Origin of the sequence: Paenibacillus sp. OK003 (assembly GCF_900109515.1) — a bacterium.
GTDB lineage: Bacteria > Bacillota > Bacilli > Paenibacillales > Paenibacillaceae > Paenibacillus > Paenibacillus marchantiae.
Map to the genome: position 1 here is coordinate 23,671 of NZ_FOBD01000007.1, position 14,166 is coordinate 37,836.

Here is a 14,166-nt window from a genome sequence, read left to right on the forward strand (position 1 = left end):
GTCAGGAATCTATGCATGTGCAAATACGCAAATCATGGAACGAGGAATATAGCGTTTTGAATGTGAAATAACCGCATGAGAGTGGCAATTTTGGAGTTATCTTCTATAGTCCATGGTTGAGGACACGGGATGAAGTGATTTATTAAAGTGGCTTTAGGGATTTATTTTTGCAACAAAGCTATATTCATGTAAACATGGAGTGTGCAATTCGGTAGGTTAACTACTGCGTGATGTATTTTGTAAAATAAAAAGGGTGTCCATCAGCCGGTTATGGCTTGAGGGACACCCATTCTTTGGATCGTATGGGTACAACTATTACGGGTACAGCCGTACCATGGAGATAGTCGATCCTATCTGCTCGTCTCTGAACTTAAGAGGCTGCAGGCAGTTTCAATTGCTGACCTGGATAAATCCAGTGTGGATTTTTGATCTTATTCAGCTTTTGCAGAGCTTGCCAAGTGGTACCGTATTGTTTGGAGATGGAATACAGGGAATCTCCGGATTTTACCACATGCACTTTGGCTGGAGCTGGTTTGCTTGGCGTCGGTTTCGACGGTGTTTCTGGTTTTGGTGTCTCTGGTTTCGGTGTAGTTGGAGCTGGTGTTTCCGTTACTGGAGCTTCCGGTTCAACCGCAGGAGCTTTTGCCTCTTTGATTCGACCGTCTGTTTTGACTTCTACAGCGCCCAGTTTTTGCATGTATTCGATCAACGCTTCATCCATAGCACCGTACATGCCGGACGTTGTATATTTCGCAAACATCGTGTACTCGTCACCGCCAACAGCAGTGAAATCATTCGTAGCCAATGTGTACGTTGCTTTCGGATCAAGGGCTTTATCTCCGATCATGACGGAGTGTACACGGTTACCTTTTGCAGCAGAAGAATCAATGCTGAATGTCATGCCGGATACTTGTGGGAATCCGCCACTTGGTTCTGGATAAGATCCTACACCGTTTTCAAGGGCTGCGAGTACATCGGAGCCTTTTACTTCAAGCGTTACAACCTGATTACCAAAAGGAAGTACAGTAATGATATCCCCTTTAGTCACGATACCTTTCTCAATGGAAGAACGAATACCGCCACCGTTTGTGAGTGCGATATCGGCTTTGCTGATGTCACGGATGGCATCTGCCAGCAGGTCACCCAGGTTCGTTTCACCTGCACGTACTTGTTCACGTTTGCCGTCCAGCAGAATCGCTGTATTGGCTACTTCTTCTTTCAGAATGGGTTCTTGCTCTTTCTGAATGGAGTTCACCAATGCGGCAACTTTCTCATTCGGCTTGATGTCTTTTGCTTCCGTCTCATCAATCAGTGTTGCTTGTTTTTTCGTTACTTTGCCGCCATCAACCCACAGGTCGATCACACCTACAAAGTTTGTATATTCTCCAGCGCTGGCGATCAGTGTTCCGTTATCGGATACAAGTCCATTTTGCAGAACCGTATGGCTATGACCGTCGATGAATACATCAATGCCAGGCACTTCTTTTACAACTTTGAAGCTAGTATCGGTGCTGGACGCATCTTGTCCAAGGTGTCCCAATACAACAACAACATCTACTTTGCTGCGAATTTCGTTCACGAGAACTTTAGCTTCCGCAGTTGGGTCTGTAATATCAAGACCTTCCACATTTTTTGGATTCGTTTTGTACATCGTTTCCGGTGTAGTCAGGGCAATGATACCGATCTTCACGCCGTCTACTTCTTTAATGAGGTAAGGATCGAAGAGACGAGTTCCGTCTTTCTTTTTCACATTGGCACTGAGCATGGGGAAGTTCATCATATCCGCAAGTTCGATGAGGCGCTCGGAACCGTAGTTGAATTCGTGGTTACCCGGTACAATCGCCTGATAACCGATTTCATTCATGACTTTGACAATGCTTTCCCCGTTAACAAGTGTAGCAAAGGTTGTACCATGCACTGCATCTCCGGCATCCAGCAGAAGGGTATTTGGGTTTTCGCTACGGTATTTGTCCGCAATGCCAGCCACTTTGGCGAAACCCATCGCAGGTGAGGATTCAACTGCGCGTGCGTGTGTGTCATTCGTATGTAGAATAGTAATGTGCTTACCTGTGCCCGGAGTGGTATCCGTTGCAGCAGCGGCAATGCCTACACTGCCAAACAGCAAACAGAGCGTTAGCACAAGCGAAACATAAGTCTTCCAGATTTTCATATGAATCATAACCTCCCATAAATATAATCTACCTGAGCGTTTGCAAAACTCATGTTGTATTTTACCAGACTATTGTGAGGAAATCTCGTGATTCACGTAAAAATAGGTAACTTGAAAGTGACATCTGATTTTCATAGTGGAAGATTAAGAGATAACTTCACTTGGAAGGAACGTATGTTCTTAAAAAGACTAAAAAAAATGCTGCACTTCACGTGGCAGTCCTGTACGCAAACAAAATTTCTCCAGTGATTCATCCGGCTCTGGCATCACTCCTGAAGTTAGAAGCTGTATGGCAAAACGATTGGCCTGTCTCTCCAGCTTGCCTGGGGCAAAATAGGAGTGTTCCTCCAGAAAGAACCGGTTTATGCCTTTGTGTAATCGGTCATGTCCAAGTTCATGGGCACACACGAAACGCTGCCATTCCGGCGGTAAATCATTGTGAATAACGATAAATCTGCGACGGAGCTTTCGGAAATACAGTCCTTTGGTAGACTTGCCCAGATTGGTGAACCGGATCTGTATTCCAATGGCTCTGGCAATGCTGAAAGGGCAGTTTGTCCGGTGTTTTCGAATCAGCTTTGTTACCATGTCATCCATATCATCTCACCTGCTGCTTTAGTTTGTTCAGCTTGAAATGCTTCATGGGCGCTCGTCCGGATCGTTCGTTTTTTTGCGTTTGTTCATCTGTTTGGCTTCCCAGAACAGACCTGTCAGGACATCCTTGATCCGTTTCTTATCCTCATCATCCAGCGGGATGCCGTCAAACATCAGATCATCCTCGTCTTCCAGCATCTTTTTGAAATCCCGACGGTCCTTGTACGTTGCCCATTCTGGAGCGTCATGGAGCTCACTTGCTGGTTTTCCGCTTTCCAGATACCCGGCCTGTTTCATCATATCCGCGTAGGGAACCGAGAGTGCGTCGGAGATTTTGCGGATGGTAGCAGGCTTGGGAACTCCGCGAACCCCATTCTCAATGCGTGAAATTTGCGAGTTGCTGATTCCTGCTGCTTCGGCGAGCTGGTTGATGCTGTATCCCTGTTGCTCGCGCAGTTGTTTCAGATAAGGACCAAAAGCGTGCTCCACCATTCATGCCACTCCTTTGATTCGTACAAGTGCTTGAATTAAAAAGAAGCTAGTTGGATGGGGGAGGTAGATGTGCGTTCTATGCCCGTTCCGGATTCGGATCGTTCTTTTGATCGCTGTTATCCCCGGATTTCCTATTTCACTTTCTAAAGGGAGAAATCCGGGGATAAAGGCGAACGCTTCGCTTCTTCAGAATCGATTCCGTCTCCTTCACTGCGTATGCGCGTGACCATACTTCTAGCCCATCGTCCAAAACGGAGTAGCTTCTTTATAAAAATCAAATGACTTATACGAGGATCTTTAATTATCTGTACTATATCGTATATATACCATTAGGTAAAGAGATATGAAACAATTATGCCAAAAGGCAAAGGAAATGAGAGCGCGGGTTTTATTTTATAGTTAAAACGACCCAAAATGAAGGTTTACGCCGATCCCCAGAAAGTGGTATCCTCAAATAGAAATACGAACAAAATACGAACAAAATGTAAAGTTGAGACAAGTTGGATGATGAGGAAAATGAATTATTTCTGCTTCATAGCTGACTTAAACTGATTCCAAAAGGCAACAGAAAAAACTTGAAAAATGCCGTTACTATTTCAGAGAACTGGATAACCCTAATAAAAGGAGTATTTTGTATTCATCCCAAGAGCGATTCAAATCAGCAATAGGTAGATCGAAATGCTTCTATTCGTCTATCTATTGTACCCGTAAGCGACTGGAATCGAATAATACAAAATACCAAAGATGAGATGAATGCGAGTTTAACTGACCCTTTAAGGAGGAGAATGAATATGGAACTGATGCTGCCCGAATTGGACCGACGCAAAACACAGACTGCTGTTGAAGCCGCGCTGGAAAAATACCGGATTTATAAAACAATTGCTTTTGAAGAACGAGAGGTGATGGTGACGGCGAGTTACGCTGAGCGTTTCCATGGTGCAACGAATGTGACCGGGGATTCCACTGCCAGAACGGCAATCTATAATGTGGATGTACAGCGCGCACGTCAGGCGTACTGCGATACGATTGATTTTGTGGTATCTCGACTGAGCGAGAAGGAACGTGTACTTGTCAGCGAACGTTATCTGAAGGATGACGATGTATTTGATTATAAAGTGTATAACCATGTGTTTGACCCGCCTGTCAGCAAGGATACGTATACGAAGATTCGGACACGTGCGTTCTATAAAATGGCGCTGGCTCTCTCAGATCGGGGTCTGATGAATATGGAGCCGTTATCCGCCTCTCGCAAAGAGCGACAGAAGCTGGGCTAAATTGAAGCAAGAAGTTCAACCTTTTATATCCTTCGCTGATTGTATACAATAATTGAAAACAACACTAAGGATGAGTCAAAGGAGAGGAATCCGCATGACGGAACAAGCCGGAATGCAGGAGATGTACACACTGAAGACGATCGCGGAAACGCTCAACACATCCAACGACCTGAATCTGATGCTGGATACGGTACTCGGCAAACTGTTGGAACTGACGGGATTGACGACGGGCTGGGTGTTCCTGATCAATAATCAGGGAGAGTACTCCTGTATTGCTGATTACAGTTTGCCTCCTGCTCTGCTGCATCATGACAAGCAGCCGATGCGCTGTGGGTCTTGCTGGTGCGTGAATCGCTTCCGGGACGGGAGATTGGATAATGCCGTCAATATTATTAATTGCAAACGCCTGGAGGATGCCGTGGATCATCAATGGGGAGATACCCATGACATCACCCATCATGCAACGGTTCCGCTCCGCTCGGGGGAGAGGATGCTGGGACTGCTGAATGTTGCTGCGCCAGGGAAAGAGCATTTTAGTAATAGTGAGCTGGCGCTTTTGCAGGCTGTAGCTTATCAGATCGGTAGTGCAATGGAGCGGATGCGATTATATAGCGCAGAGCAAAGGCGAGCGGATCTGTATGTCAGGCTGGGGGAGTTCAGCCGATCGCTGGGCGTGATGGTCAACGATTGCAACAGTGGAGACGATATGGCTAAGACAGTTGTAAAGCTGCTCGGGCATCATTACGATTGGCCTTTTGCCGCACTGTTATCACAGAAGAATGGAAGTTTTATGGTACAGGCGGCTCATGCCCACAGCAAGTCCGAAATGATGACACTTTCTGGACTCTCTCCAGAGTTGGAGACTCGCATGCATCATGTGATTGATTCTCATCGGGCTATGGTATTGTCGGCAACGGAAATCCATGATGTTTCTGCCATCTGCAATACCGGGCTCCCTATGTCTGTTTTGGCTTCAGGCTTGGCGGCTCCCATCCCATTAAGTTCTCCTGGCGAAACGGCAGTACTGGTGGTTGGATTGGGTTCGGCCAATGGCTTCCTTCAGGCAGATCGTGAGGTTTTCGATGCACTCGCTGAACATATTACAGCCTCGTGGGAGAGTCTGAGACTGGTATACAAACGCCGGGAATTAACCCGACTGGAGGAACGAAACCGTTTGGCTCGGGATTTGCATGATTCGGTGAACCAAATTTTGTTCTCCCTGTCCCTTACAGCCAAAGGGGCGGAGAGCATGTTATCCGGATCACCACAGATGCATCCCGCTGCGGAAGCGATGAAGGATATACGTTCCTTGTCACAGGAAGCATTGAAGGAAATGCGTGCCTTGATCATGCAGCTTCGTCCGGCGGGGTTGGAGTCTGGTCTGCTCAGTGCACTGCAGGAATATGGTACAGGACAGGGATTACAGGTCGTTGTACATCGGACAGGTATGCGCTCCTTACCTCAAAGTATTGAGGAAGGTTTATGGCGTATTGGACAGGAAGCGCTCAATAATGTACGTAAACATGCGGGAGTCCCTTCCGCTGAGATATCCCTCCAGCTAAGCGATCAGGAAGCGATATTAATCGTTACAGATCGTGGAAAAGGGGGAGCCAAAAAGCGGGAGGCCTTGCCTGCCAGTTCACTTGGTCTGTCCATCATGAGAGAACGGGCCCAATCGCTGGGCGGCAGACTTGAACTTGTGAGTTCATCCCGTAAGGGAACATCGGTAACGGTCGTCATTCCACTTCCGTCCGAATCTGTATAAAATCAGGGGGAAGAAGACATGCCGATTACGATTTTACTCGCGGACGATCATGCCATGGTGAGGCGCGGGTTGCACGTTTTTTTGTCCACACAGCGAGATATGGAAGTCGTCGGAGAAGCGGCGAACGGACAGGAAGCACTGGAACAAGCAGAACAACTTCATCCGGATGTGGTATTAATGGATCTGCATATGCCGGTGCTTGACGGGATCGAGACGGCGAGAAGGCTTCGTTCGATCTTGCCTGGAATCCGTATCATCGTACTTACGTCCTTTTCCGATCAGGATCATGTTGTACCCGCCGTACGCGCAGGAGTGAAGGGATATCTGCTGAAAGATATTGAGCCAGAGGATCTTGCCGTTGCCATCCGTAATGTGCATGCAGGTCAGGTAGAGCTTCATCCAGCCGCAGCAGGACAATTAATGCATGTGATGGCTTCGTCTGAACTGTCGATGAATGAACAGCATGGACGTGCAAATCCACATAAGGACACTTCACATAACGACACTCCGGCTCAGAACAAGGAACGGAACGGTCAAGTAAATGAAACTTCTCATGGACCGGACATGCTCACCCGTCGGGAAAGAGAGGTTCTGGGGCTGATCGCACAAGGGTTGAGTAATAAAGAGATCGCCATCAAACTAATCATTACCGAGAAAACGGTGAAAACCCATGTCAGTCATCTTTTGGACAAATTGGGACTGGCAGACCGCACACAAGCTGCGCTTCATGCTGTAAGAAATGGCTGGGTCGTCTGATCCATTCTGACATATTCTCAGTCTAAAGTCGTAGAAACTCAACCCAAAGGTTGAGTTTTTTTGTGCTGCAAGTTAAGTCTATCTGCCGACGATTCCAAGGTGGAAGCAAGGTAAGATGAGAGTAGAGAAAGTTGAATCGAAGAGATGGAATATCTATATAAAATCGAAGGAGAGTGACCTAGATGAATATTATCATTTTGGCAGGCAGTAATCGGAAAAATGCAACCAGTACACGTTTAGGGGAATATGCCGTGGAGGTAATTAGCGGTCAGGGGCATGAAGCCAGCTTGTTCGACTTATATCAGACACCACTCCCATTCTATGCACCGGATGAAAAACAGAATGAAGATCAGCATCTGTCTGACCTGAACACACGTATGCTCGCAGCAGATGCCATTATCCTGTCTACGCCAGAGTATCATGGCAGCATCAGCGGTGTACTCAAAAATGCATTGGATCACCTGAGCCAGGCTCATTTCAGTGGTAAACCGGTATTGTCCATCAGCTCAGCAGGAGGTGCGGTGGGCGTAAGCTCGCTTTTGCAGCTGCAGGCGATTATTCGCAATTTGCACGGTATTAACGCGCAGGAGTGGATTTCCATTGGTGGTGCACAGCGCAGAAGATTTGAAGCAACGTTTGACGGATACGAAGAATTTGAAGGCAGTCAGGACATTGAGGATCGGATCAAACGCGTGATTGGTTCATTTTTGCACCTTGCCGAGACATTAACTGCAGTACGGAAGCCGTCCGAGAGTTAAGAGAAAGGAGGTTTTCATCATGATTAAAGGCATATTTGAGACTCATCTGAATGTAACGGATCTGGAGAGATCCCATCATTTTTATGAACAGATTGTTGGATTGCAGCATGCTTATGGGCAGAAGGAACGTGGGAACTCCTTTTACTGGATTGGCGGTGAAGGCAACGCGATGCTCGGACTGTGGCAAAAGGACCCTTCCGAGGTGCAGCGACAGCATTTTGCTTTTCAGGTATCGTTGGAGGACATGAAGCAAGCTGTCACTTACCTGGAGGATAAAGGGATCAAGACGCATAACTTTTTGGATGATGATATTGGCGAGTTATATGTATTTGGATGGATGCCGGCTGTGTCCGTGTATTTTACCGATCCGGATGGTCATTCTCTGGAATTCATATCGATGCTCCCGGATGAAGCGAAGCCGGAACTTGGCATGGTGCCTTGGAGTGAGTGGGAGAAGATGAACGGTCGGGTGAAGGAGGACACAGCATGATTTTTGAAGAGGTCAAATGTTATACAGCACGATTGGAAGACATCAGACCATTTTATGTGGATACTTTGGGATTGGAGTTGCTTGAGGAATGCCAGTATTCATTTACGATACGAGTTGGATTAACGAAGATGATATTCGCTGAAAGTAGAACAGAACAGGAACCCTTTTACCACTTCGCGTGGATGATTCCAGCAAATCGTTTTCAGGAGGCCAAAGCGTGGGCAGCGCAGCGCGTATCTCTAAGTGTGAATGAGGGCCGGGATGAGACCTATTCAACCAATTGGAACTCCAATTCCCTTTATTTCGAAGACCCGGCGGGTAACATTCTGGAGCTGATTGCTCATCATACCGTTCATAACGAGAGTGATCGCCCCTTTTCGGAGAAGGATCTGCAGCAGGTGTGTGAGGTGGGACTTGTCACGGAAGATGTGCTTTCTGCGGTAGATGAACTTGAGCAGATGGGATTGAAGCGATGGAGAGCGATTAGCGATACCTTTGCCCCTGTTGGGGATGTGAACGGTCTGTTTATTGTGGTGAAGAAGGAGCGAACCTGGTTCTTTTCGGAGCAAAAAGCAAACATATATCCGCTGGAAGTGTCCATTCGTGATGTTGGAAGACTTCGAATCGGCTAAAATGGCGGAACAGCAGGCAAAACGGTCATATGTGCACCATTTGAATCATCTTATAGAAGTAAACGCTTTAAAAAGAGTGTTTTGCTAAAAAACTGTTGCTGGTCGTGTGTATATCAGGATTCGCATCGATGAAGGGTGGTGGCATGTTGGATCGACGTTTGTTGGAAGAAGGGCTGGCTGTTATTGTCTCCAGTCGGGAGCGTACAGGAGATTTATGGCACGCCCATTATGGGGCGGGAGCTATTGCGGCTTATTTTTGGTTGCGGGAAAATCGTCTCACTGCCCTTGCGGCGGGCAGTGTTACAGCTGAGGCGAAAGCGATGCTTCGCCAGCACGGATTGAACGATGGCTTGACCTCCCGGAAGGGGGGGATTTTGCCAAGGGAAGAGGCCGAAGCGCGTATTACAGCAGCGCTGGATCGAACCATCGGAGAGCTGCACTGGGTTGGTCATCAGGCCATCTATGGTGCCCTAAGTCTAAAAGCCATTCGTGAACTGGATGGTTGGGGCACGGAGCAGGACATGGATCAGATGGTTGAACTTATTGATTCTTTTGAGCGAACCATTCCAGGTAGATCCTGGGTAAACACAACGGTGAAAGAAATTCGCAGCTTGAAGTTAAGTGAGGCAGACGGATTCCCTGATATAGAACGCCCGGAACAATTGTCCCGGCTGATTCTGGATGAGCTTGGTGCATTTCGTACCATCTATCAGGTAGAAGCACATCATGATCTGATCGGCCACATGCTAACCTACGGGCACGCGCTTAATATATTATTTGAACTGGATTATCCTGCTTTATTCCATAAAGGCATTCCGCCTTTTCTTACCATGGTCAAGGCGCTGCGACTGAGCCGAGATGTGGATGCCGATCAGGAGATGCCGACGCTGCAATCTCCAGTCGATCGTCTGCCATTGATCCGTGCAGAACGCTCTGTTGCACTTCCACATGAACTGGAATACTGGCTCACCGACAGACGTTCCCGCGATTGGCATGGAGGTCATCTGTTCAAATTTCCATTCAGCTTCTACCATCATGCCAGAAACGGAAATTCGGTTCCGGAAAGCTGGGAAAACTTCCGTTATATTATCGCGTAAGCAAAATACGTTTAAGAGAGCACAGCTTGAGATGGCTGTGCTTCTTCTTTTTTAACGCAGCCATATTTCAAGGATAAACAGGAGCAGAATAACTCTGGACGCCAGCATGTATGGTGATTTTCGCATGGGCTGACGCGCTGACCATATTCCCCAGGAACTCATAAGCGCGATACTGCCCCAGAACACCCACAAGGGAATGCCTTCGGGCGTAAACGGAAAGGACAGGGAGGGCAGACCTGCGTTGCGAGCCCCAAGAAGAACAGTTGTCATATAGACGAGCACTAGGAAAAGTAACTCCAATAGCAGAGTTTGCAGCCAGAAATAATAGATGTGCAGCACTCGAAGCAGAATGACTGTGACCAGGATCAACAGGATACCAACGGATGAGAATGTTGCAGCGGTCCATCCAATGAGTGATGAAGTTACAACATCTGCTTCCTGATAAAAGGTGTACATTGTCAACGAATACATAACGGGGCCAGCCATATAACTGGTAATAGCAATCCACAGATAGAACCAGAGCTTTTTTTTCATGATCGTATCCATCCTTTATGGTAAATAGGGTTAGAAAGGCCACTTATATCATATAAACAGCATCAGGAATGGATTTGTTGGTTTATCCGGTAAACTCTCCGCAAGAAACCGACGTTTAACCGCCATGATGGCGACAACAAATAGATGTAATCCATACGGATAACCGTCAGCGCGACCGATTCAAACATGTAAGATTGTATTATCGGATCAGCAGCAAGCGACCTATCCCGATAAGCACATACGCTAATGTACGGTCCGGCCAAGGGTCGTTTTTTTTGTGCGGTGAGTGCACACTTGCTCTGATCGGGTACTAAAGAAAGACTGAATATAACTAACAGGAGGTTTTCGGATATGAAAACAGTATTGTATGTTCCACTGGATGATCGTCCAGCGAATCTGGATGACGTCGTTGTACAAGGAAAAGCAGCCGGTATCCATATCATTACACCGCACCTGGGTGACATTCAAAATCGTCTGGATTCCGAGAAAACGGTAGAAGGCACTACATTGCTTGGAACGTCTACGCCTACGTATGGGAAACCGTCCAACATTCATGATTTTATTTTAAAAAATGCAGCTAAAGTGGATGGATTCATCATCTCATCGGATATACTGGCTTATGGTGGTCTGATCGGCAGTCGTCAGCTTCGTGAAGATGGAGGTGGCACATATCCTGATTATGATCAGGACACCACACGTTTGCTTGATGTGATCAAAGCGATTAAAGGGAAATATCCACGCAAACCGGTGTTTGTGATGGATACCATTATGCGACTGGCTACCACCTCTTTTGCAGATGGTCTCGCATTGGACGCGTACAACGAGTCACGTGCACTAATGCAGCAGCCGCGCCAGTCCTTTACGGCATTCGAGGATATTGTGAACGGGTACAACCTTTCTCCAGAGTCTACGGAATATGGGGACACGACGTATTTTAATAAAGAACAGTACTACAACACCAGACAACATAAATTCAAAACGAATCTGTACATTCTGGATAAGCTTGCTCGCAAAGGATATATTGACTTCCTCGCCGTAGGCGTTGACGATGCGAATACGCAAGGCGTTCAGATTAATGAGATCAATTATGTGGAAGCACGAATCAATGAATGGCTCGGTGGGACAGATGGACAAAATCCCGAACGGGCAATTATCCTTCCAGATGCGGATGGCCTGGGTCACGCTCTGGTGGCACGTATGGCTAACCAACTGCTTCGTGGTGGGAAGAAGACGCGTTATGCAGTAAAATATTTTGGCCCGCATGGTTCCACGATTATCAATGCCTACGAATATATGAATGTGCACGAGAATGTGGTGCGTCATGTGGATATTGTTGGGGGTGTGGTTGTAGCGGATTCCACTTATCCAGAGCCTGATGTGGCAACGGATACAACTTCCGATATGGAAAATGGAAATGAATTAACGAATGCTGCATCTGCCCTTGAAGCTTCTTCGTTTGATATGGCGTCTGAGTTGGATCGCATGACGAACCGTCATCCAGGCAAACCGGGTAAAAAACCGGTGGACATTGAGATTGTTGCCATTACGGCGCTGGATCAGGTGCAGGCGGCAGTGGCGCAATTGACGAGTAATAGTGAGAAGGGGCTTCCTTCGGTCCTGATTGATTTTGTAGGAAAAGGTCCAGCCAACGTCGATGTAGCCGAAGCACTCCTGAACAGTCCGTATACGGGGCGGGTGCTGGGTTACAGTGCATGGAATACGCCGGGGAACAAAATCGGTATGGCTGTGGGTATGGGACAATCCCGTTATGCTCTGATCACAACAGAAACACATACCCATGCGTTGCGAGATGCCATGAATGCACAGGGGTCATTGTTGTTCAAACGTTTCCTGAAAGATTACTACTATAAAGCAGTAGCAATTGCAGATATCCGCACGTATTCCAGAGCGCATGCGCTCTATACCAATGTGGCAACTCTAGCGGATCAGAATATGGTGTTGTTTAACTCAGAAGAAGATTATGCTCATTTGCAAACCTTACTCAGAGATCTGATGCAGACCCACACCACGGCACTGGCGAACAAAACCGCTTTTGCCCAAGGGAATGTAGCGATAAAGCAAATCTGTAATGGGGAAGCAACTTATGCGGAGTATTGCAGTGCACTGCTGGAATATACGAATCCCGATTTCATCTGGGGACGTGCGTTTGAGATCACGTTGAATCCGAAAGTTGCGCTGAAATAAGGTGCTTTGGTATGAGACACTGAGTCGTCTTTTTTCCACCCCAGATGCACCCTTAATCACACCGAAGTCGTACGAATGACCATCCGCGCTAGGAATGAAAGGGTGTAAGATTGTATTATCGGATCAATAGCAAAGGACACACACCGAAAGCACATACGCTAATGTACAGACCGGCCACACGGGGCCGGTCTTTTTGTTGCGGTGAATGGTGTCCAGCTTTGGCGCCGGTAGATACGCAGAGGCTGAGTTAAAGGGGGAATTCGCTGCTGCAACATTGTCGCTGCACAATGCAGGCAGATCTCAAAATTGCAGCTGAAGGGGGCGAAATGAATGTGTCTATGCGTAGTGGGGTAAACAACACGGCCAGCACAGGGCAAGTGAGCAACGTCATCAGGCGAATCCTGAAGCAGAAGCTGGAGGCTCTTGTCCCGGCATGGAATGGCCGAGTACAGGATATTGCTGCACCGGGAGAGGTGTTAGCCGGACCCTGTGCCGTGATTGCTTTTGCAGAAGAAGTGCCAAAGTCTGCTTGGGCGGGGTATAGGAGGATCATCAAAATCTCTCCATATGCACGCGCCGAAGATGGAGGTGCTGAACAAGTAGAAGCATGGTCAGCAGCGCTGATGGAAGGACTACACCAGGTCAGGCTGAAGGATGGAGAGGGCGGGGCATTTACCTGTATCTATCTAGGATCTTCGGATGGTGATCGTGTGGATGCCAGTTCTGGACTGGTCACGCGCAGCCTGCGATTTGGGGTGTATGTTCCGGAAACGGTGGAATATGCTCAGGCTGAAACCACAGATTCGTGGATGGCTGCACTTCAGGGCTGGACACGAACTCAGCTTGGACAGGAATGGTCCGTATATGGGGATGTCTGGCCTGGAGGTTATAGGTCCAAGTCTATACTATGGCGATTGACGGGATGCAGCACAACCACCGCAGGGACTTCTGCGCTGGAGATTCGCAAGCAATGGATTGGGCATGTACTGGCTGCGAATGTAGGAGATGTCCGTCAAACGGTCACAAATCTGGTTGAACAACTGGCTGTGCAGCCCCGTATTGCTTTGACGGATACAGACGGTACGCGATATGTGACGGTGGATGAAGTTTCTGCCGACTTGCAGGCAGACGCCTACTTAAACGGACAGATTCGTCTGACGTTGCAGCAGCGTATTCGCCGTCCGGGTACGGATGTGCCATTGATCCGCGAGATTCACCATAGCAAAGGGATAGAGTGAAGATAGAGTCAAAGTTAACCGAGAGGAGCTCTTGGTGGGGTTCCAGATGAGAAAGTCAATATCATAGCTGTAGCTTCAAATTTATAAGTTCGTAGGTTCAATAGGAACAAAAATTCATAGAGTCATGGGACAAAAATTCATAGGTCAAAAAGATACTACCA

Annotated in this window: 13 protein-coding genes; 9 read left to right on the forward strand and 4 right to left on the reverse strand. The window is 47.5% G+C overall.

Going from position 1 to position 14,166, the window contains the following annotated elements:
• Positions 1-370 precede the first annotated feature (370 nt).
• The 3 genes from BMW94_RS11965 to BMW94_RS11975 all read right to left on the reverse strand — a co-directional run bounded on the left by BMW94_RS11965 (position 371) and on the right by BMW94_RS11975 (position 3,256).
• A complete protein-coding gene (locus BMW94_RS11965; protein ID WP_090998544.1) occupies positions 371-2,170 on the reverse strand; it encodes a 5'-nucleotidase C-terminal domain-containing protein in 1,800 nt (599 codons plus the stop codon).
• Between the two features lie 189 nt (positions 2,171-2,359).
• Positions 2,360-2,767 carry an ImmA/IrrE family metallo-endopeptidase gene (locus BMW94_RS11970; RefSeq protein WP_090998547.1) on the reverse strand — a complete coding sequence of 136 codons (408 nt, stop codon included), beginning with the start codon at positions 2,765-2,767 and terminating at the stop codon, positions 2,360-2,362.
• Positions 2,768-2,809: 42 nt separating this feature from the next.
• Positions 2,810-3,256, reverse strand: a complete 447-nt coding sequence (locus tag BMW94_RS11975; RefSeq protein WP_090998549.1) for a helix-turn-helix domain-containing protein — start codon at positions 3,254-3,256, stop codon at positions 2,810-2,812.
• 791 nt (positions 3,257-4,047) lie between these two features.
• Here BMW94_RS11975 and BMW94_RS11980 point away from each other — a divergent pair.
• The 7 genes from BMW94_RS11980 (at position 4,048) to BMW94_RS12010 (ending at position 10,028) form a co-directional block, all read left to right on the forward strand.
• On the forward strand, positions 4,048-4,530 hold the full coding sequence (locus tag BMW94_RS11980; RefSeq protein ID WP_090998551.1) for an ArpU family phage packaging/lysis transcriptional regulator: 483 nt from the start codon (positions 4,048-4,050) through the stop codon (positions 4,528-4,530).
• A gap of 94 nt (positions 4,531-4,624) precedes the next feature.
• Positions 4,625-6,295, forward strand: coding sequence for a GAF domain-containing sensor histidine kinase (locus tag BMW94_RS11985; protein WP_090998552.1), 1,671 nt, complete (start codon positions 4,625-4,627; stop codon positions 6,293-6,295).
• Positions 6,296-6,313: 18 nt separating this feature from the next.
• Positions 6,314-7,051, forward strand: coding sequence for a response regulator (locus BMW94_RS11990; protein ID WP_090998554.1), 738 nt, complete (start codon positions 6,314-6,316; stop codon positions 7,049-7,051).
• A 182-nt stretch (positions 7,052-7,233) separates the two neighbouring features.
• Positions 7,234-7,809, forward strand: a complete 576-nt coding sequence (locus BMW94_RS11995) for an NADPH-dependent FMN reductase (RefSeq protein WP_090894149.1) — start codon at positions 7,234-7,236, stop codon at positions 7,807-7,809.
• Between the two features lie 19 nt (positions 7,810-7,828).
• Complete coding sequence (locus BMW94_RS12000) at positions 7,829-8,299, forward strand: VOC family protein (protein WP_090998556.1); 471 nt, start codon at positions 7,829-7,831, stop codon at positions 8,297-8,299.
• Entirely contained in the window at positions 8,296-8,931 is a 636-nt protein-coding gene (locus BMW94_RS12005; protein WP_090998558.1) for a VOC family protein, read from the forward strand. The genes BMW94_RS12000 and BMW94_RS12005 overlap by 4 nt, the downstream gene beginning before the upstream one ends.
• A 128-nt stretch (positions 8,932-9,059) precedes the next feature.
• On the forward strand, positions 9,060-10,028 hold the full coding sequence (locus BMW94_RS12010; protein WP_254790216.1) for a hypothetical protein: 969 nt from the start codon (positions 9,060-9,062) through the stop codon (positions 10,026-10,028).
• Positions 10,029-10,079: 51 nt separating this feature from the next.
• Here the strand turns inward: BMW94_RS12010 and BMW94_RS12015 are convergent, their stop codons facing one another.
• Positions 10,080-10,562 carry a hypothetical protein gene (locus tag BMW94_RS12015; protein ID WP_090998560.1) on the reverse strand — a complete coding sequence of 161 codons (483 nt, stop codon included), beginning with the start codon at positions 10,560-10,562 and terminating at the stop codon, positions 10,080-10,082.
• A 351-nt stretch (positions 10,563-10,913) separates the two neighbouring features.
• On the opposite strand from BMW94_RS12015, the gene BMW94_RS12020 reads away from it, so the two are divergent.
• Positions 10,914-12,767: a DUF4127 family protein gene (locus tag BMW94_RS12020; protein ID WP_090998562.1), complete on the forward strand. Its 1,854-nt coding sequence runs from the start codon at positions 10,914-10,916 to the stop codon at positions 12,765-12,767.
• Between the two features lie 332 nt (positions 12,768-13,099).
• Complete coding sequence (locus BMW94_RS12025) at positions 13,100-14,005, forward strand: hypothetical protein (protein ID WP_175480665.1); 906 nt, start codon at positions 13,100-13,102, stop codon at positions 14,003-14,005.
• Positions 14,006-14,166 lie beyond the last annotated feature (161 nt).